Raw genomic sequence first — 19,412 nt, 5'->3', positions numbered from 1 at the left:
CCGGGGGGGCGTCTTGCTCCCCCGACGCGGGCCATGTCACCCCTTCGGCTCGATGGCGGACAACGAACGCAATTCCATGAGCAGGATCGGGTCCATACAGCCGGATACGCTACGCCGAAAGGTCGAGGATGCCGTCCGGGATGCGATCACGTCGGGCGTCTACGCACCGGGCGAGCGGCTGGTCGAGCGGGAACTCTGCGAGGATCTCGGAGTCAGTCGGGTCTCCGTGCGGGAAGCGATGCGTCGGCTGGAGGCCGAGAAACTCGTCCATACGGTTCCTCACAGGGGGCCGGTGGTCGCATCGATCTCGATGGACGAGGCACGTCAGCTCTATGCGCTGAGAGCGGTGCTCGAAGGGTATGCCGCCCACGAGTTCGCTTCGCACGGGTCGGACGCAGCCGTGATCGCGTTCGATCAGGCCGCTGGACGATTGCGCAGCGCCGCCGAAAGTGGCGACACCGAGCAGGTGCTGAAGGCCAAAAGCACCTTGTACGACATCATGCTTGGCAATTGCGGGAACGCCCTGGTCTGCGAGATTCTCCGGGGCTTCTACTCCCGGATCAATCTGCTGCGCGCGACCTCGCTGATGCACCCCGAACGCCTTCCGCACAGCTTGGCGGAGATCGAGAAGCTGGCGGCCGCTTTCAGGGCGAGGGACGCTGTCGGAGCCCAGGCGATAGCCTCCGAGCACGTGACGAATGCGTGCACCGTCGCCCTCAGGCAGCTGGAAACGCGCGAGCGCAATGCGGTCGCCAAGCGTCGCCACGAGAAAGCTGGCGATCAGGCCAAGGAGGTGATTGGGCCAAGGAGGTAACTAGGCCGAGGAGGTGACTTGGCCAAGGAGGTGACTTGGCCAAGGACTTGGCGACGTGCGGAGGGACCCTGACCGACATTGTAGATCGCACCATCCTCAAGCCCATTGCGCGTGCACCGGCTCGGACAAATGGTGCCGCCTGGCTGTCGGGGATTGCGGCGGCGGGCTTGGTCCCGACGGAGGGCCTCGGCGGCTTTTTATGCTCGGCGATGGAGCGCTGATCGCTGCTTGCAGGTCGACGATCCCGCTGAACGTGCCGCGGCGCAGCCGCTAATGGCCGCTTCTCCGGCAGGCGGCCGGACAAGCATGCGGCAGCACAACGACCCGACCCCGGTGTCCCGTTTAATCGTATCCCTGTCATCACGCGGCCGCGCGGGATACTCCGCGCCACGACATCACCGCACAAAAGCTTCTGCCGGCCAGGGCAAGATCCTCGACATGGCGCGAAGCCCTATGTCGGCGGGGGGAAATTTTCAGGGTGAACGGGCCGGCGCGTCGGGTCGGATCGTCCACGCCCTTCGGGAGAGGTTTGAGGCCTGTCGTGCGGACGGCTTTACCCTGAGGCCGCCGCCATGCCGGGCGGCCTCGGCGACGCCAGGTCCCGGGTCCGTCCCGAACAGCGCCGGGCAGGCCTGGTCCTGAGGAAGGCCGAGACGACGCCGTCCCGGGGGAAGCTCGGCCTGCCGCACCCCGCCAGTTGGTCCTCCGCGCCGCACGATGCGAACGCCGGTGGACCATCGTGCCCCCGAAACGGTCTGACGGCGCTCAAAATCCCCGGCTGCGGTCGACCCGGTTGAGAAGCGGCTGCCCGTCCCGGCAGGCGCGAACCGCCGCGATCATCTGGCGCGCGGCATCGTCCGGCTGGCTCGCGCTGGCGCTGTGGGGGGTCACGAGGATCCGGGGGTGGCCGAGGAGCGGATGATCCGCGGGCGGTGGTTCCTCCGACAGGACGTCGAGCATGGCCGCCCCGAGCTGGCCCGTGTCCAGCGCCGCGATCAGGTCGCCCTCGACCAGATGGGCCCCGCGCCCCGCATTCAGGAGCGCGGCCCCGGCTGGCAGATGCCGGAACAGATCTCCGTCGAGCAGCCCGCGCGTGTCCGGCGTCAGGGGCAGCAGGCACACGAGGATGTTGCAGCCGGACAGGAAACCGGGGAGCGCCGCGCGGCCCGCGAAGCACGTGACCCCGTCCAGCGTCCTGGGGTTTCGCGCCCAGCCGCGGACCTGGAAGCCGAACCCGTCCAAAGCCGCGGCCGCCGCGCTCCCGAGCACGCCCAGGCCGAGGATTCCGACCTGGGTGGAGCGGGCCGTGCGGATCACGCGCGGGTTCCAGAGGCCCCGGCGGGTCTCGTCCGCGTAGGGGATGAGGTCCCGGTGCAGGGCCAGCACGCCGAGGGTGACGTACTCGACCATCGAGCGCGTCACGTCGGGGGCGACCATGCGGACGATCTGCACGTGCTCGGGCAGGGCCTCGAGCGGCAGGTGATCGATCCCGGCGCCGACCGAGAACACGAGGCGCAGGTCCGGCATCTGCACCGCGAGGTCCGCGGGCGGCTTCCAGCCGGCGAAGTCGCCGATTCCGGGAAACCGCGTGCCGGGCGCCCAGTCGATCAGGCGCAGTTCCGGCGCCTCCGCGGCGAACACGTGGTGCCAGACGCGGGCGTGCTCCGGAACGGTCTTGAGAACGACGGGGATCGCCATCGCCTACACGGCCCGCGGCGCGGCGCGGCGGCGCGTGCCCCGCCTCGGCGCTCCCTCGGACGCATCGCGCGGCGCGGCGTCCCCGGCCTGCTCGGACCGCCGCAACAGCGCGAAGGCCGGCGATGCCGGGTCGAACGCGACGAAATCGGGCTCCCGCGTCAGCAGGATCCGCAGCGAATCCAGCGTCCCGCCCAGATGCGTGCGCAGGAGCGAGACCGCAGTCTCCGCATCCCGCCGGCACAACGCCGCGAAGATCGCCCGGTGCTCGTCGAGCACCTCCACGTGGAAGTTCTGCAGCGGGAAGGCGTTGCGCCGGACGCGGTCGAGCTGGCCGGTGGCGAGGTGGATCGTGTCCCAGACCCGGGGGAAGCCGGCGCAGGCGCACAGGAGCCGGTGGAAGTCGTTGTCCAGGGCGAAGGACTCGGCGTTGTCGCCGCGCCGGGCCGCGTCGGCCTCGCGGAAGAGGACGAGCTCGAAGGCGGAGCGGTGGGCGGGTTCGAAGCGCTCGGCCGCCAGGGCGACCATCCGCAGCTCCAGGCTCTCGCGCACGAGCTGGCCCTCGATCACCTCGTCCAGGACGATCTTGTTGACGAAGGTGGCGTCGCTCGGGACCACGGTCACCAGCCGCTGCTGCGCGAGCCGCAGGATCGCGTCCCGCAGGGGCGTGCGCGACACGCCGAGCTCGTCGCAGAGATCCTTCTCCACGAGGCGCGCGCCGGGTTTCAGCTGCAGGGCGATGATGGCCTCGCGCAGGGTCGCGTAGACCCGCGCCGCCTTCGGCAGGTCGGCGCGCAGGGCCGAGCCCGCCGCCGGACTCGGGTCCAGGACTTCCGCCGGATGCATGGGTCGTCTCCTGCCAGGTCTTGTGGTCTTCTTGTCAGGCCGCATCGTCCAGGGTTTTGCCCAGGACCTCAAGGAACAGCGCGGCGTGCTCGGCGGAGAAGGTCAGCGGCGGGCGGATCTTCAGCACGTTGTCGTGGGGGCCGGACGCGCTGATCAGGATGCCTTCCTCGCGCAGGGCGTTGACGACCCGCTTGGCCAGCGCCGCGTCGGGGGTGCGGCTCTCCCGGCAGGCGACGAGGTCGACGCCGAGGAACAGGCCCGCCCCCCGCACGTCGCCGACGGCCGGGATCCGCGCCATCAGCGCCCGCATCCCCTCCAGCATCAGGGCGCCGGTGGCGGCGGCATTCGCCACGAGGTCCTGGTCCGCCAGGATGTCGAGCACCGCGCCGGCCGCCGCGATCGAGACCGTGTTGGCGCCGAAGGTGTTGAAGTAGCGCACGTCCCGGCCGAACCGGTCCGCCACCTCGGGTTGCATCGCGACCCCGGCGATGGGCAGGCCGTTGCCCATCGGCTTGCCCATCACGGCCATGTCGGGGACGATGCCGTGGCGGGCGAAGCCCCACATCCCCGCGCCGGTCCGGCCGAAGCCCGGCTGCACCTCGTCGGCGATGTAGAGCGCGCCGGCCTCCCGCACCGCCTCCCGGGCCGGGCGGAGGAAGCCCGCGGGCTCGGCCAGGGTCCCGTCCGTCGAGAAGATGCCGTCGGCGATGAACGCCGCGGGCCGCACGCCGTGGCGGCGCATGTCGGCGAAGGCCGCCCGGACGTCCTCGGCCAGCCGCGCGCCGACATCGACGCCGGGGTTGCGGTAGGCGTCCGGCGCCAGCACCGTCCAGACGTCGCGGCCGAGGGGCACGTTGGGGCCGAGCGACGGGGAGATCCCCGCCGTGGCCTCGGTGGTGCCGTGATAGGCGTTCCGCGTGATCACGAGACCGGTGCCGCCGGTCTGGTAGCGCGCGATCCGCAGGGCGAGGTCCACCGCCTCGGACCCCGTGCAGGTGTACATGACGTGGCCGAAGGCGGCTGGATAGGTGGACAGCAGCCGCTCGGAATAGTCGAGCACCGCCGCGTGCAGGTAGCGGGTGTGGGTGTTGAGGGTGGCCATCTGGTGCGCCACCGCCTCCACCACCCGCGGGTGGCAATGGCCGACGCAGGGCACGTTGTTGTAGGCGTCGAGGTAGCGGCGCCCCTCGGCGTCGTACAGCCAGACATCCGCGCCGCGCACGATGTGGACCGGCCGCTCGTAGAACAGCCGGTAGGAGGCGCCGAGGAGGCTGCGGCGCCGGGCGATCAGGGCCTCGGCGGAGGCGGAAGGGGCAGTCATGGTACGGCCTCAGGGACGGCAGGCTTGCGCGATCGCCGCGTCGATCGCCGCCGGCGCCAGGGCGTCGAGGTGCCGGAACTGCCCCCAGACGCCGGCGCTGTTGCGGGTGAGGTAGTCCCGGCGCTCGGGGAAGCGACGGGCACGCCATTCCGGGATCAGGAGGCGCAGGGCCATCCGCGTCCGGATCGCCGTCGGCAGCAGCGCGACCTCGGCCTCCGACAGCCTGGCCACCGCGGCGTAGCCCCGCAGGAACGCCAGGGCCGGGCCGAGGGGATCGGCGTCGAGGCCGAGCTGATAGGCCGCCGCGATCGCCACGTCGAACATCCGGGCCGTGCGGACCATGTCGCCGAAATCGATCACCCCGGTGATCCGGTCGGGATCGTCGGGATCGACTAAAATGTTGTCGCCGCCGAGGTCGTTGTGGACCACCTGATGCGGCAGGTCCGGCAGGGCGGGTACGATCCGCGCCGCGAACGCGTCGAGGATGCCGGCGAGGCGGTCGCGCTGCCCGCCCTCGGGAAAGACGTCGAGCACGGCGCGCAGCCGCCCGGCATGCCGCAGGTCCCAGGAGGAGACGTGGTCCGCCGCCGGGTCCGTGAAGCCCTCGAGCGTCCCCTGGAGGCGCGCCAGCAGCGCCCCGGCGGCCCGGCGCTGCCCGTCGGTCCGGGGCCCGGCGGCCTGCGAGCGCCCCGGCGTGAAGGTGGTGAGCCGCACGGTGCGGCAATCCTCCGGCGCGACGGCGATGCGCAGGTCGGGCTCGCCCGCGCGGGTCGGCACGATGCGCGGCAGCGGCAGGTCCGGCGCGGTCCGCGCGACATGGATCAGGGCGTTGCTGTGCAGGCGGGACACCGCGGGATCCTCGCCGGGGCTCAGGATCTTCAGGAAGTAGGCGGTCCCCGCCCCCGCATCGAGGCGGAAGTTCGAATCCTTCTCCCCGGCGAGCCACGTCGCCGTGCCGGCGATGCCGTACTGCGCGGCGGCGATGCCCTCGGCGGTGCGGGCATCGACCGGCTCGGCCACGACCGACAGGCCGGCGCCGATGCCGGTCTCGGGGGCGTCGATCGTGGGATGGGACATCGGGGATCCAGACAGGTGTTGCGAAGCCGGCGCGCCCTGCGCCCTCAGAGGGACCGGACCACCGGGGCGTCCGGGAACGCCTCCGGGTGGGCGGCCTGATACGCCGCGGCGGCCCGCAGGACGAGGTCGTCCCGGAACCGGGCGGCGACCATCTGCAGCCCGATCGGCAGGCCGCCCGAATCGAAGCCGCAGGGCACCGAGAGCGCGGCTTGGCCGGTCATGTTGAACGGGTAGGTGAACGGGCTCCAGTCGGTCCAGTCGGTCATGCCCTGGCCCGCGGGGAAGTCGATGCCCGCCGGGATCGCCGTGACCGGCATGGTCGGGGAGAGGAGCAGGTCGTAGCGCGCGTGGAAGCGCGCCATCGTGACCTTCAGCTCGGCCCGGACCTGCTCGGCCGCCAGGAGCTCCGCCGCAGTGTAGCGGCGCCCGATCTCGGCGACGGCGACGAATCCGGGATCCATGCGCGCGCGATCCGTCTCGGTGCGGGCGAAGCGATCCACGAGGACCGCCATGGCGGAGAACCAGATCACCCGCAGGGCCTCCAGGGGCGAGGCGAAGCCGGGATCGGCTTCCTCGACGATGGCGCCCATCGCGGCGAGGCGGGCGGCGGCCCGGTCCACCGCGGCGGCGACCTCGGGGTCGACGCGGGCGTAGCCGAAGGTCCGGCTGTAGCCGATGCGCAGGCCCGCGACGCCGCCGCGGGCCGCCTCCGTCCAGTCCGGGACGGGGCTCGGGCAGTCGCCGTACAGCCCATCCGGGGACGGACCGGTGACGGCGTTCAGGAACAGGGCGGAATCCGCCACCGTCCGGGTGAGCGGGCCGCGATGGGCCATGTCCCGCAGCGGCGTCGGCGCGTCGGTGGCCAGCCAGCCGAAGGTCGGCTTGATGCCGAAGACGCCGCAGAACGACGACGGGATGCGGATCGAGCCCGCCCCGTCGGATCCCTCGTGCAGCACGCCCATGTTCAGGGCGGCGGCGACGCCGGCCCCGCCCGAGGAGCCCCCCGAGGCCCGGTCGGTGCGCCAGGGGTTGACGGTGTTGCCGAAGGCCGGGCCGTGGGTCACGCCCTTCCAGCCGAATTCCGGCGACGTGGTCGTGCCGAGGATGACCGCCCCGGCGGCGCGCAGGCGCCGCATCACCAGGATCTCGTCGGTGGCCGGGGCATCGCCCGTGACCTTCGAGCCCCGCCGCCACGGGATGCCCTTGACGGCGGTCAGCTCCTTGATCGTCGTCGGCACCCCGTCGATCGGGCTCAGCGCCGCGCCCCTGGCCCAGCGCGCCTCCGAGGCCCGCGCGGCCTCGAGCGCCGGCTCGGGCGCGACATACGCGAAGGCATTCACCTGCGGGTTGAACCGCTCGATGCGCGCCAGCGCCGCCCGCGCGGCCTCCACCGGCGAGGCCCGGCCGGACGCGAACAGCGCCCCGAGCTCCACCGCATCCATCGCGCCGAGATCGGTCCGGGTCGTCGTGCGGATCTGGTCCATCGGGCTCACGCGGCGATCGTGTCGAGGGCGCGGCCGACGGCGTCGAACATCGCGCCGATCTGCTCCGCGGTGATGATCAGCGGCGGGCAGAAGCACAGGGAATCGCCGATGGCGCGGGCGATCACCCCCTGTTCGAGGGCGGCGGCCTGGAGCGCGGCGCCGGCCGCGCCGGGCTTCGCCCCGGGGGCCGTCGCGGGCTTCAGCTCGAGGGCCCCGATCAGGCCGACGCCGCGCCACGTCTTCGCCAGGGGGTGCTCGGCGAGCCCCGCCAGCCGCTCGAGGAACAGCGGGCTCAGGCGCCGGCAATTCCCGACGAGGTCGCGCTCCTCGATGATCCGGATGTTCTCCAGGCCGACCGCGGTGGCGACGGGATGGCCCGAGGCCGTGTAGCCGTGGCCGAGCACGCCGAGCCGGGCGGATTCGTCGGCGATCGGCTCGTAGAACTTCGCGTTCATCAGGATCGCCGAGAGGGGCATGTACGAGGAGGAGATCTGCTTCGAGAGGACCATCACGTCCGGCTCGATGCCGAAGGTCTCGCAACCGAACATCGCCCCCGTGCGCCCGAAGCCGCAGATCACCTCGTCGGCCACCAGCAGCACGTCGTAGCGGCGCAGCACCTTCTGGATCTCCGCCCAGTAGTTCTCCGGCGGGACGTAGACGCCGCCCGAGGCCATCACGGGCTCGCCGAAGAAGGCCGCCACGGTGTCCGGCCCCTCGGCCAGGATCAGTGCTTCGAGCTCGTCCGCCATCCGCCGGGAGAACGCGGCCTCGCTCTCGCCCGGCAGGGCCGACCCGGCGTAGTCGGGGCAGGAGACGTGGCGCATCCGGTCGAGCGGCAGGTCGAAGCTCTCGTGGTTGCGCGGAAGGCCGGTGATCGAGCCCGCCGCGATGGTGACGCCGTGATAGCCCTTCAGGCGGCCGATGATCTTCTTCTTCTCCGGCTTGCCCAGCGCGTTCGCGCGGTACCACGCCAGCTTGACGACGAGGTCGTTGGCCTCGGACCCCGAGGAGGTGAAATGCACCTTCGACATCGGGACCGGCGCCATCCCGATCAGCTTCTCGGCGAGGTCGACCGAGGGGCCGTGCGTCTTGTGCGCGAAGATGTGGTAGTAGGAGAGCTGGTCCATCTGCCGCTTGGCGGCGTCCGACAGCCGCCGCTCACCGAAGCCCACGGCGACGGACCAGAGCCCCGCCAGCCCCTCGATGTAGCGCCGGCCGGCATTGTCGTAGACGTAGATCCCCTCGCCCCGCTCGATCACGAGCGCGCCGGTCTTGTCGTAGTTGCGCAGGTCGACCAGCGGATGGAGCTGATAGGCGATGTCGCGCGCCTCGACGGAGTTGGGCATGAAGGTCATCAGACGGGTGTCCTGATCGCGGCGGGAAGGGGCGTGGCAGCAAAGGGGGCGGAGGCAAGGGATACGGAGGCGAGGGCTTCCGGCGGCGTCGCGCGGGGTCTGCGCCCGGGGATCGCCGCCACGAGGCTGCGCGTGTACGGCTCGCGCGGGTTCGAGAAGATCTCGGCCCCCGGCCCGATCTCCACGACCGCACCCTTCTCCATCACCATCACCCGGTCGCAGATCTTGGCCGCGACCCGCAGGTCGTGGGTGATGAACAAGAGCGAGAGGTGCAGCTCCCGCTTCAGCTCGTCGAGGAGGTCGAGGATCTGGGCCTGGATCGAGACGTCGAGGGCGCTGACCGCCTCGTCGGCCACGATGATCTCCGGCTTGAGCGCCAGGGCCCGGGCGATGCCGATGCGCTGGCGCTGCCCCCCGGAGAACTCGTGGGGGTAGCGGTCCGCCGCCGAGGCGTCGAGGCCGACGCGTTCGAGCAGCGCGGACGCGGCCGTCAGGGCGGTCCCGACAGGCTCGCCGTAGGCGATCGGGCCGTCCGCGATGGCCCGCCCGACGCGCACCCGCGGGTTCAGCGAGCCGTAGGGATCCTGGAAGACCATCTGGATCCGCCGCCGCGCCTGCCGCAGGGCCTCGCCCGACAGGCCGGCCATGTCGATGCCGCCGAGGCGCACCCGTCCCCCGTCGGGGTCCTGGAGCCGCACGAGGCATCGCCCCACCGAGGACTTGCCCGATCCGCTCTCGCCGACGATGCCCAGGGTCTCGCCGCGGCCGAGGGTGAACGAGACGTCGCGCACCGCCGCGACCGTCCGGGGCGCCCGGAACAGGCCGCCGCCGAGCGTGTAGGTCTTGGTCAGGCCCTCGACGTCGAGGACGGAAGCCCGGGGCGCCGCCCGCGCCGTGTGGTCGGCGCCGGCCTCCATGTCGGGGATCGCGGCGATCAGCTTGGCGGTATAGGGGTGCTGCGGCCGGTCGAGGATGTCGGCGGCGGCGCCCTCCTCGACGATCCGGCCGTGCTGCATCACCGCCACCCGGTCGGCGATCTCGGCGACCACGCCGAAATCGTGGGTGATGAACATCACCGCCATGCCGCGCCGGGCCTGGAGATCGCGGATCAGGCGCAGGATCTGCGCCTGGGTGGTGACGTCGAGCGCCGTGGTCGGCTCGTCGGCGATCAGCACCTGCGGTTCGAGGGCCAGCGCCATGGCGATCATCACGCGCTGCCGCTGGCCGCCCGAGAGCTGGAACGGGTAGGAGGCGGCGGCGCGCCCCGGGTCCGGCAGGCCGACCTCGGCCAGCAGTTCGAGGGCCCGGCTCCGACGCGTCCGGGGTGTCAGCAGCCCGTGCGCGGCGAAGACCTCGGCGATCTGCGCCTCGATCCGCATCAGCGGGTTGAGGGCCGTCATCGGCTCCTGGAAGATCATCGCGATGCGCCGCCCGCGCACGGCGTAGAGCTCCGCCTCGTCGAGGGTGAGCAGGTCGGTCCCGCCGAGGAGGATCCGGCCGCCGACCGGCCGCACCGTCTCCGGCAGGAGACCCATCGCGGCGTTGGCCGACATCGACTTGCCCGAGCCGCTCTCGCCGACGATGCACAGGATCTCGCCGGCCCGCAGCGTGAGGCTGACCCGGTCGACCGCGTAGGGGCGGTCCGCGCCGGGCGGCAGGGCGATGGCGAGCTTCTCGACGACGAGGACCGGCTCGCCGGGGGCGTGGCTCTGGGGGGCGTGGTTTTGGGGAGCGTGGTTTTGGGGTGCGACGGTCATGGCTGCGCCCCTCATCGCGTCTTGCGCGACAGGCGCGGGTTGAGGGCGTCGTTCAGCCCCTCGCCGACGAGGTTCAGGGCGAGCACCGTCAGGAGGATCGCGAGGCCCGGGAACAGGCTCACCCACCACGCCTGCCGGATCACCGTGCGCCCGGCGCCGATGACGTAGCCCCACGACATGATGTTGGGGTCGCCGAGCCCCATGAACGACAGGGCGCTCTCCAGCAGGATGGCGGCGGCCACCATCATGGTGCCGAGGACGATGACCGGCGAGAGCGTGTTGGGCAGGATCTGCCGCAGGATGATCGGGCCGCTGCGCTGGCCGGACAGCACCGCGGCCTGCACGAATTCCCGCCCGCGCAGCGCCATGACCTCGCCCCGCAGGAGCCGGGCCACCGGCGGCCAGCTCACGATCGCGATCGCCGCCACGATGGAGACGAGGCTCGGCCGGAAGATCGCCACCAGCACCACCGCGAGGGCGAAGTTCGGCACGCTCTGGAAGAACTCGGTGAAGCGCATCAGCAGGTCGTCGACCCGGCCGCCGAAATAGCCCGCGACGGCCCCGATCGGGATGCCGATCAGCAGGGCCGCGAGGGTCGAGACGAAGCCGACCAGCAGCGACACCCCGGCCCCGTGGGCGACCGCCGAGGCGATGTCCCGGCCCATCGTGTCGGTGCCCAGGGGGAAGCCGCCGTTGGTGAAGGGCGGCAGGAACGGGCGCTGCACCATCGCCCAGGGGGAGCGCGGGTAGAGCGCCGGCGCCGCCATCGCCAGGACCAGCACCAGGACGAGGATGACGATCCCCGCCACCGCGCCGCGGTTGCGGGCGTAGCGAACCCAGAACGCCGTCATGCCGCAGCTCCGATACGGGGATCCACCAGCCGGTAGAGGATGTCGGTGATGAGGTTGAAGGCCAGCACCATGGCGGCGGAGACGACGAAGATCCCGAGGAGGAGGTTGTAGTCCCGCTGCTCCAGGGCCTCGAACATCAGGCGGCCGATGCCCGGCCACGCGAACACGGTCTCGATCAGCACGGCGCCGCCGACGAGCTGCCCGGCCTGGAGGCCCGCCAGGGTCACGACCGGCAGGATGGCGTTGCGCAGGATGTGGCGCACCAGCACGGCGCGGGGGCGCAGCCCCTTGGCGCGGGCGGTCCGCACGAAGTCGAGCCGGCTCACCTCCAGCACCGAGGCCCGGGTCATGCGGGCGTAGACCGCCATGAAGAACAGGCCGAGGGTCAGGGCCGGCAGCACGAGGTGGTGGAGGATGTCGGCCGCCCGGTCGAGGCCGCTGTAGCCGGACCCGACGCTCTCGTAGCCGAAGCCCGGAAACCACCCGAGCTGCACCGAGAACAGCAGCACCGCCATCAGCGCCAGCCAGAACAGCGGCGTGGCGTAGAACAGGAGCACGAGGGTCGAGATGACCGAGTCGGAGACCTTGCCCTGGCGCGAGGCCGCCAGCGCCCCCGCCGCCACGCCGAGGACGAGGGAGATCAGGAAGGCCGAGCCCGACAGGAGCAGGGTGGCGGGCAGCCGGTCGGTGATCAGGTCGATCACCGGCATGCCCTGGCGGTAGGAATAGCCGAAGTCGAGCCGCAGGACGTTGGCGAGGTAGGTCAGGAGCTGGATCGGCAGCGGCTTGTCGAGGCCGAAGCGCTCGCGCAGCTGCTGCAGGAAGGCGGCGTCGGCATCGCCGGCCTCGCCCGCCATCACGGAGGCCGGATCCCCCGGCGCCGCGTGGATCAGCGCGAAGTTGAGGATGACGATCCCGATCAGGATGAGCGCCATCTTGCCCAGGCGCGCGGCGATGAAGCGGGGCATGACGGGCGTGGTCCTCCGCGCGGGAGCCCGGCCGGAACGGCCGGCGGCTCGGTGTCGGACGGGGGCCCCGCGATCGGGGCCGGTGGATGAGGTGTCGTGCGGGCCGGTCGAGCGCCGTCAGCGCTTGATCCAGGCGTCGCGCAGCGAGTCGTTGAGACCGTTGGCGGTGGTGATCAGGTCCTGGAGATTGCACCGGTAGATGACCGGGAAGCGCAGATCGAGCAGCCACGCCACGGGCACGTCCGCCTGAACCGCCGTCTGGACCGCGTCGTAGAGATCCTGGCGCTTCTCGGCCGGCGTCGCCAGCGCCGCCTTGGCGAACAGCGCGTCGACGTTCGGGTTCGAATAACCCTCGACGTTGTTCCAGGGATTGCCCTTGGAGATCTGCGAGGTGATGTAGTTCCGCTCGACGCCGAGGGCCGGGTCGCCGTTCTGGAACAGGAAGGTGAAGGCCATGTCGTAGTCCCATTGGGACACGCGCTGGTTCCAGCCCGCCACGTCGGTGGCCTGGATCTCGACGGGGATGCCGACCTCGCCGAGATTCTGCTTCACGGCCTCGGCCCAGCGCTGCCACGTCTCGCCGTAGGGGAGCGGCAGCAGCTTCAGCGGCTTGCCGTCGTAGTGCATCTCGGCGAGCAGTGCCTTGGCCTTCTTCGGATCGTGCGGATATTGCGGCTGGACGGACTTGTAGAACGGCGTCGTCCCGGCGATCGGACCGGTGGCGACCTTGCCGATCCCGTTCCACAGGACGTCGAGGGCGAATTGCCGGTCCATGGCGTACATGACCGCCTGCCGGAACCGCACGTCGTTCATCGGCGGCTTCCGGTTGTTGAGCCAGAGCCAGGACAGGGGCGAGTCGAATTCCTGCCCCTTCTGCGAGACGCAGGTGTTCTTCAGGGCCGTCAGCCGCGGCACGTCGAAATTCTCGACCGACCCGCCGGGCAGCACGTCGACCTTGCCGGTCTCGTAGGCCACGGCGCGGGAGGCGCCGTCTGGGATGACGTGATAGTAGATGTCCTGAAGATAAGGCTTGCCCGCGAGATAGTAAGTCTCGTTCTTCACGAGGTGGATGGCGCTGCCCTTCCGCCAGCTCTCGAACTTGAACGGCCCGGTGCCGATCGGCCTGTCGTTCGCCGGGTTGGACGCGTAGTCGGTGCCCTCGTAGATGTGCTTTGGCACCATCGGCATCACCCAGAAGGCGAAGCTGCGGATGAAGGGCTCGAACGGTTCCTTGAGGGTGAACACCACCGTGTGATCGTCCGGCGCGGCGACGCCGGCCACGCGCGTCATCGTGTTCCGATGGCGCGGCTGCGTCTTCATGAGGAAGTCGTTGACCGAGAACAGAACGTCGGCGGCGGTGAACGGCTTGCCGTCGTGCCACGTCACCCCTTGATTGAGGTGGAAGGTATAGCGCAGCCCATCCGGAGATATCTCCCAGCTCTTCGCGAGGGATGGCAGGGGCTTCAGCATGTCGTCGTAGCGCAGCAGGCCTTCGTAGATCTGCCCGGCCACCAGCTGCGTCGGCGCGTTGGTCACGAGGCCCAGCATCAGGCTGGGCGGTTCCGGCTGGACGATCAGGTTGGCGCGACCGCCTGGGATGGGCTGCGCCTGCGCGACGGCTGGTCCGGCGAGGACCGATATCGTGAGCAAGCTTCGAAGAATGTTCGACATGGAAGCTCCATCCACTGAGATCACATGCGCGGGCACATCGAATTCGCTGAAACCTGATGTGATCTGATCTTGCCGGGATCGAGATCGACCCTTCGCCATCCGAAGGCCGGCGGGCTTATCCGAAGGGGTGGACGGGACCGTCCCGCCTGCGGAAGCACGTTGCGGTATATCGGTATATCACTGCCGAATCAGCAGCTTGTCAAACCGCGGCGGCGGAAAAAGGCGTCATGCGGCGCCTCTTTGTACGGCAGGGTCGCCCATATGTTGGGCCGACGAGACCATGGGGCGACACGCGCTGTACGCAATTCAGCCCGCGCCGGGAGCCGGCAACACTTGCGTGACCCGGCTCCGCTCCTGAGGCCGGGCTGAATCCTCTCCGATCGCGTCCGGCATCTCGAGACCGGGACAATCACATCGGGTCCGTGAGCGGCTTGGCGTGGGGCATCCGAGGCCGGCCCTCCGGCAGCAGGGTCTCGTTTCGGAACGGGTCGGCGGCGCGGAGGCGTCACCGGACCGGACGCGCCTATCGGTGCGCGTGCTCCCACGGCCGCCCGTCCGTGACGCCGTCGACGAGGTTGAGCCCGAGCAGGAAATCGGAGGCGAAATCCGTCCGCACCACCGGCTCCCGCGGGACCGGGCCGCGCAGGACGTCCGCCTCGGCGCGCCGGGCCGCAACCGCATCGGCGATCGACACCGCCCGGAAGGCGATCCGCGCACCGCCGCGGACCTGAGCCAGCCGCCCGAGATCGGGCCCGATCACCGTGGCGATCTTCGGGTAGCCCCCGGTCGACTGCCGGTCGGCCATCAGCACGATCGGCAGGCCGTTGCCCGGCACCTGGATCGCGCCCATCGCCACCCCGTCGGAGACGATGTCGTGCCCCCTGGCGTGCCGGAGCGGCGACCCGTCCAGGAAGCACGCCATCCGGTCGCCGCGGGGCGAGACGGTCCAGGGACCGGCGAGGAAGGCGGCGATCTGGTCGGGCGCGAAATAGTCGTCCTGGGGGCCGAGCACGACGCGGATCGTCTCCGGCGCGCGGTCGAGCCACGGGGCGACCAGCCTGTGGGGCGCGCGTTCGCCAGGGCGGCCATCCGCCACCGGGATCCTGTCGCCCGCGGCCAGCCCGCGCCCGTCGAGACCGCCGACGCCGGAGCGCGTGTGGGTCGCCAGGGAGCCCAGCACCGGGGCGAGATCGAGCCGGCCCTGCACGGCGAGGTAGCCCCAGGATCCGGTGTCTCCGGCGCGCACGACCAAGCTCCGGCCCGGCTCCAGCGTGAGCGCCACGGCCGGCGGTAGCGGCTCGCCGTCGAGGGCGATGCGGAACCCCGTCGTGGCGAGGGCCAGCGCGACGGGGCCGCCCTCCCCCGCAACCGTGACCCCGCCGGTCGAGATCTCGATCGCCGCCGCGTCGCGGGGATTGCCGGCCGCCCGGTTGGCGGTGGCGTGCATCAGCGGGTCCATCGGCCCGGCGGCGGTGAAGCCGTAGCGCAGGTAGCCGTGCCGGCCGCCATCCTGCAGGGTGATGCCGGGGCCGGCGGCCTCGATGACGAGGGCGCTCATACGGCGCGTCCCTGTCGCGCCACGGGCTCGCCCGCCGCCTCGCGGGCGGCCAGCGCGTCGAAGGTCGCGGCGTCCACCGGCTCGAACCGGATCGCGTCGCCGGCCGCCACGAAGAAGCTCTGGGCGCGCTCGGGGGCGTAGAGCCGGGACGGCGTGGCGCCGACCACGTACCAGCCGGTGGGCATCGGCACGGTGGCGACCGCGGCGAGGCCACCCCCGACCACAACGGCGTTACGCGGGTGCGGCGGGCGCGGGCTCGCGCGCCGCGGCACGGCGAGGTCCTCCGGGAGGCCGCCGAGATAGGCGAAGCCCGGCGCGAAGCCGTACATGTAGACCCGGTAGGTCGCCCCGGCATGCCGCGCGACCACCGCCTCGGGCGACAGCCCGGCACGCCGGGCGAGTTCGACGACATCCTCCCCGTGCGGGGCGTCGTAACAGCAGGGCAGAATCCACAGGGTGGCCGCACCCGTGCGCTCCGTGGCGTTCCCGGTCAGCCGCAGCACGTGGTCGGCGAGCCGCGCCCGGTCGAGCACGAGCGGGTCGTAGTGCAGCATCAGGGATCGGTAGGTCGGCACCCGCTCCCGCAGGCCCTCAGGCGGGTCGGCGGCGAGCGCCTCGTCGAGGGCCAGAACCCGGTCGCTGAGCGCCGGATCGACCGTGGTGCCGAACTCCACGACCAGGGCCGCCTCGCCCGCGTCGAGGAGGCGGGGAGCGCTCATGGCCGGAACGGGGCGAGCGTCACGCCGCCGCCCTCCAGGATGGCGCGGACGGCACGCGCGGTGGCGACCGCGTGGGCGGTGTCGCCGTGGACGCAGATCGAGCGGATCGGGGTCGGCAGTTCCCGGCCCGATGCCGTCAGGATGATGCCCCCCTGGACCATGCGCAGCACCCGGTCGGCGGCCGTGTCCGGGTCCGTGACGAAGGCGCCGGGCTGGCTGCGCGGGATCAGCAACCCGTCCTCGGTATAGCCGCGGTCGGCGAAGATCTCCTGGTGGACCTCGAGGCCCGCCGCCTCCCCCGCCGCCACCTGCGCGCTCAGCGCGATGGCGAGCAGGGCGAGATCCGGATCGACGGCCCTGACCGCGCGGGCGACCGCATCGGCCACCGAGCGCTCCTCGGCCGCGATATTGCCGAGCGCCCCGTGGGTCTTCACGTAGGTCAGGCGGTGACCCGCATAGGCGGCGAGCGCCTGGGCGGCCCCGACCTGATAGGCGACCAGCCGCTCGATCTCACCCGGGGTGAACGGGATCCGCCGCCGGCCGAAGCCCCAGAGGTCCGGGAAGCCCGGATGGGCGCCCACCGCCACGCCGCGCGCCTTCGCCAGCGCGAAGGTGCGGGCCATGATCTCGGGATCGCCCGCGTGCAGGCCGCAGGCGACGTTGGCCGAGGTGACGATGTCGAGGATCGCCACGTCGTCGCCGCAGGTATAGGCGCCGAAGCCCTCGCCGAGGTCGGAGTTCAGGTCCACGCGGGTCATCACCCGTTCTCCCGTCTCACCCTATGCCGGCGGTGCCGGCACGAAATGCTCTCAGATCCCGAGATAGGCCCGCCGCACCTCCGGATCGTCGCGCACCTGCGCGGCCGGCCCGGAGAGGATGACGCGCCCCGTCTGGAGGACGTAGGCGCGGTCGGCGATGGCGAGGCTCTCGGCGAGCCGCTGCTCGACCAGCAGGACGGTCACGCCCGCGTCGCGGATCGCCGTGACGGCGGCGAAGATCTCGTCGACGAGCTTCGGCATGATGCCCTGCGAGGGCTCGTCGAGCATCAGCAGGCGCGGGCGGGTCATCAGGGCGCGGCCGATCGCCAGCATCTGCTGCTCGCCGCCCGAGAGGGTCGCGGCCCGCTGCGGCAGCCGCTCCTTCAGCCGGGGAAAGAGCGCGAACACCCGTTCCAGGGGCGCGTCGCGGTCGGCCCTGCTCCGATGCAGGTAGCTGCCGAGCCGCAGGTTGTCGGCGACCGAGAGGCGGGGGAACAGCCGCTTGTTCTCGGGCACGTAGGCGACGCCCCGGGCGGTGATGAGGTGGCCCGGGAGCCCGTCGAGGCGGCCGCCGTCGAAGCGGACCGTCCCGTCGCGCGGCCGCTCCAGCCCCGCGATCGACTTGAGCAGCGTCGACTTGCCCGCGCCGTTGGCGCCGGCCACCACGACGATCTCGCCCTCGGCGACGTCCAGCGACACGCCCTGGATCGCGAGCAGGCCCTGGTAGGCGGTGGAGAGCGCGTCGACCTCAAGCAGCACGGTGGCGCTCCCCGAGATAGGCCGTGATGACGCCGTCGTCCCGCACCACGTCGGCCGGCAGGCCCTGAGCCAGGACGCTGCCGAGGTGGAGCACCACGGCCCGGTCGACCAGCGGCATCACCACCTCCATCACGTGCTCGACCATGATCACGGTCACCCCCGTGGCCGCCACGCGCCGGATCAGCGCGACGCCGGCCTTGGCCTCGGCGGGCGTGAGGCCGGTGAGCACCTCGTCGAGGAGGAGCAGGCGCGGGCCGGTGGCGAGCGCGCGGGCCACCTCCAGGCGGCGCTTCTCGGGCGGCGTCAGCTCGCCGGCCACCGCCTCGGCGCGGTGGGTCAGCTCGACGCGCTCCAGGGTGTCCAGGGCGGCGCGGCGGGCGGATGCCGCGGACGAATGGCGGGCGAGCGCGCCGACCGTGACGTTCTCCAGGACGTTCATCGAGTCGAAGGAGCGCGGCACCTGGAAGGTGCGTGCGATGCCCCGGCGGCAGCGCTCGGCCGGCGGCAGCCGGGTGATGTCGGCCCCCGCGAACAGGATCCGCCCCTTGCTCGGGCGGTAGACACCCGAGATCAGGTTGAACAGGGTCGACTTGCCGGCCCCGTTCGGACCGATCAGCCCCAGGATCTCGCCCCGGCGCACGTCGAGGGTCACGTCGCGGTTGGCGACGAGGCCGCCGAAGGCCAAGGTCACGTCGTCGACGCGCAGGATCGGGTCGCTCGGGTCCGCGCTCACGGGTTCACGCCTCCTCGTTGCGCGCGGCGCGCGACCGCTTGAACAGGCTGAGCACGCCCTCGGGGCGGGCGATCGCCACGACCATCACGAGGCCGCCGTAGAAGATCAGGTCGATGCCGCTGCCGGTGCCGCCGAGATAGGAGCGGCTGATCTCGGTGATCGGGATGAGGATCGCCGCCCCCACCAGGGCGCCCCACAGGGTGCCGACGCCGCCGAGCACGGCGGGCAGCGCGAAGAGCAGGGAGAAGCGGAAGCTCATCACGCTCTCGGGATCGATATACGAGACGTAGGAGGCGTAGAGCCCGCCGCCGATCGCCGTGAAGAAGGCCGAGATCGCCGCCGCCGCCATCTTGGACCGGAACACCTCGACGCCGAGGCTCCGGGCGGCGACCGGGTCGTCCTTGACGGCGCGCCAGCCGTAGCCCCACCGCGATTCGGCGACGACGAAGGTGACGAGCCAGGTCGCGACCAGCAGGCCGAGGGCGAGATGGGCGTACGGGATCTTGTCCCGCGCGAACTGGAGGGTCGCCCAGCTATCCGGGTTGAACGGCCACTGCACGCCCATCGCCCCGCCCACGAAATCCCAGTTCTGCACGAGCAGCAGCCCGGCCTCGGCGATGACGATGGTCGCGATCGAGAAGTAATGGCCGCCGAGACGGAAGCAGGGCCACCCGATGACGAGGGCCACCGAGGCCGCCAGCACCGCGCCGAACCCGAGGCCCAGCCACGGCGACACGCCGTAATTCACGAACAGGATGCTGGTCGCGTAGGCGCCGATGCCGAAGTAGAGCGCGTGACCGAGGGAGATCTGTCCGCAATAGCCGCCCAGGATGTTCCAGCTCTGCGACAGGGCCGCGTAGAGCAGGGTCAGGACCAGGACGTTCTGGAGGTAGACGTCCCGGATCGCGTAGGGCAGCGCGGCGAGGCCGGCGAAGACCAGCGCGCCGACGTAGAGGCTCCGGCGGCGCTTGGCCGCGAAGCGCCGGGCCGCCGCGTCCAGGCTCGGGGAGATTGCCGGAGCGGCGATCAGCGACGTGCCGGTCATG

17 protein-coding genes are annotated in these 19,412 nt (G+C 71.6%); 1 reads left to right on the top strand and 16 read right to left on the bottom strand.

Translation table 11 applies throughout. The features are described 5' to 3' along the window. The first annotated feature begins 52 nt into the window (after nucleotides 1-52). Nucleotides 53-814, top strand: coding sequence for a GntR family transcriptional regulator (locus tag AAHG09_RS16005; RefSeq protein ID WP_342108416.1), 762 nt, complete (start codon nucleotides 53-55; stop codon nucleotides 812-814). 765 nt (nucleotides 815-1,579) lie between these two features. On the opposite strand, the gene AAHG09_RS16000 is transcribed toward AAHG09_RS16005, so the two are convergent. The 16 genes from AAHG09_RS16000 to AAHG09_RS15925 form a co-directional block, all read right to left on the bottom strand. Beyond that, a complete protein-coding gene (locus AAHG09_RS16000) occupies nucleotides 1,580-2,512 on the bottom strand; it encodes a 2-hydroxyacid dehydrogenase (RefSeq protein ID WP_342108415.1) in 933 nt (310 codons plus the stop codon). Between the two features lie 3 nt (nucleotides 2,513-2,515). Next, a complete protein-coding gene (locus AAHG09_RS15995; protein WP_342108414.1) occupies nucleotides 2,516-3,355 on the bottom strand; it encodes a GntR family transcriptional regulator in 840 nt (279 codons plus the stop codon). A gap of 34 nt (nucleotides 3,356-3,389) precedes the next feature. Then, a complete protein-coding gene (locus AAHG09_RS15990; protein ID WP_342108413.1) occupies nucleotides 3,390-4,676 on the bottom strand; it encodes an aspartate aminotransferase family protein in 1,287 nt (428 codons plus the stop codon). A gap of 9 nt (nucleotides 4,677-4,685) precedes the next feature. Continuing rightward, the gene (locus tag AAHG09_RS15985; RefSeq protein ID WP_342108412.1) at nucleotides 4,686-5,753 is read right to left on the bottom strand and encodes a phosphotransferase; all 1,068 of its coding nucleotides are present in this window, start codon (nucleotides 5,751-5,753) and stop codon (nucleotides 4,686-4,688) included. 44 nt (nucleotides 5,754-5,797) lie between these two features. Further along, nucleotides 5,798-7,237, bottom strand: a complete 1,440-nt coding sequence (locus tag AAHG09_RS15980) for an amidase (RefSeq protein WP_342108461.1) — start codon at nucleotides 7,235-7,237, stop codon at nucleotides 5,798-5,800. Nucleotides 7,238-7,242: 5 nt separating this feature from the next. After that, nucleotides 7,243-8,592 (bottom strand): aspartate aminotransferase family protein, encoded by a 1,350-nt coding sequence (locus AAHG09_RS15975; protein ID WP_342108411.1) that lies wholly within the window; start codon nucleotides 8,590-8,592, stop codon nucleotides 7,243-7,245. Next, nucleotides 8,592-10,349 (bottom strand): ABC transporter ATP-binding protein, encoded by a 1,758-nt coding sequence (locus AAHG09_RS15970; RefSeq protein ID WP_342108410.1) that lies wholly within the window; start codon nucleotides 10,347-10,349, stop codon nucleotides 8,592-8,594. Before AAHG09_RS15970 ends, AAHG09_RS15975 begins: the two co-directional genes overlap by 1 nt. Before the next feature lie 11 nt (nucleotides 10,350-10,360). After that, nucleotides 10,361-11,200 carry an ABC transporter permease gene (locus AAHG09_RS15965; protein ID WP_342108408.1) on the bottom strand — a complete coding sequence of 280 codons (840 nt, stop codon included), beginning with the start codon at nucleotides 11,198-11,200 and terminating at the stop codon, nucleotides 10,361-10,363. Then, nucleotides 11,197-12,168 carry an ABC transporter permease gene (locus tag AAHG09_RS15960; protein WP_342108406.1) on the bottom strand — a complete coding sequence of 324 codons (972 nt, stop codon included), beginning with the start codon at nucleotides 12,166-12,168 and terminating at the stop codon, nucleotides 11,197-11,199. The genes AAHG09_RS15965 and AAHG09_RS15960 overlap by 4 nt, the downstream gene beginning before the upstream one ends. A 117-nt stretch (nucleotides 12,169-12,285) precedes the next feature. Further along, complete coding sequence (locus tag AAHG09_RS15955; RefSeq protein WP_342108405.1) at nucleotides 12,286-13,839, bottom strand: ABC transporter substrate-binding protein; 1,554 nt, start codon at nucleotides 13,837-13,839, stop codon at nucleotides 12,286-12,288. A gap of 523 nt (nucleotides 13,840-14,362) precedes the next feature. Continuing rightward, nucleotides 14,363-15,397, bottom strand: coding sequence for a 5-oxoprolinase subunit C family protein (locus AAHG09_RS15950; RefSeq protein WP_342108404.1), 1,035 nt, complete (start codon nucleotides 15,395-15,397; stop codon nucleotides 14,363-14,365). Beyond that, the gene (locus AAHG09_RS15945) at nucleotides 15,394-16,116 is read right to left on the bottom strand and encodes a 5-oxoprolinase subunit B family protein (RefSeq protein WP_342108403.1); all 723 of its coding nucleotides are present in this window, start codon (nucleotides 16,114-16,116) and stop codon (nucleotides 15,394-15,396) included. The genes AAHG09_RS15950 and AAHG09_RS15945 overlap by 4 nt, the downstream gene beginning before the upstream one ends. Beyond that, nucleotides 16,113-16,874 (bottom strand): 5-oxoprolinase subunit PxpA, encoded by a 762-nt coding sequence (locus AAHG09_RS15940; RefSeq protein ID WP_342108402.1) that lies wholly within the window; start codon nucleotides 16,872-16,874, stop codon nucleotides 16,113-16,115. The genes AAHG09_RS15945 and AAHG09_RS15940 overlap by 4 nt, the downstream gene beginning before the upstream one ends. Nucleotides 16,875-16,925: 51 nt before the next feature. After that, nucleotides 16,926-17,633 (bottom strand): ABC transporter ATP-binding protein, encoded by a 708-nt coding sequence (locus AAHG09_RS15935; RefSeq protein ID WP_412760046.1) that lies wholly within the window; start codon nucleotides 17,631-17,633, stop codon nucleotides 16,926-16,928. Further along, nucleotides 17,623-18,366 carry an ABC transporter ATP-binding protein gene (locus AAHG09_RS15930; RefSeq protein ID WP_342108401.1) on the bottom strand — a complete coding sequence of 248 codons (744 nt, stop codon included), beginning with the start codon at nucleotides 18,364-18,366 and terminating at the stop codon, nucleotides 17,623-17,625. Before AAHG09_RS15930 ends, AAHG09_RS15935 begins: the two co-directional genes overlap by 11 nt. A 4-nt stretch (nucleotides 18,367-18,370) precedes the next feature. Then, the gene (locus AAHG09_RS15925; RefSeq protein ID WP_342108400.1) at nucleotides 18,371-19,411 is read right to left on the bottom strand and encodes a branched-chain amino acid ABC transporter permease; all 1,041 of its coding nucleotides are present in this window, start codon (nucleotides 19,409-19,411) and stop codon (nucleotides 18,371-18,373) included. Between the last annotated feature and the right edge of the window lies 1 nt (nucleotide 19,412).

It is taken from the genome of Methylobacterium guangdongense (assembly GCF_038442355.1).
Lineage (GTDB): Bacteria > Pseudomonadota > Alphaproteobacteria > Rhizobiales > Beijerinckiaceae > Methylobacterium > Methylobacterium guangdongense.
This window is presented reverse-complemented; position numbering and strand designations above follow the sequence as displayed.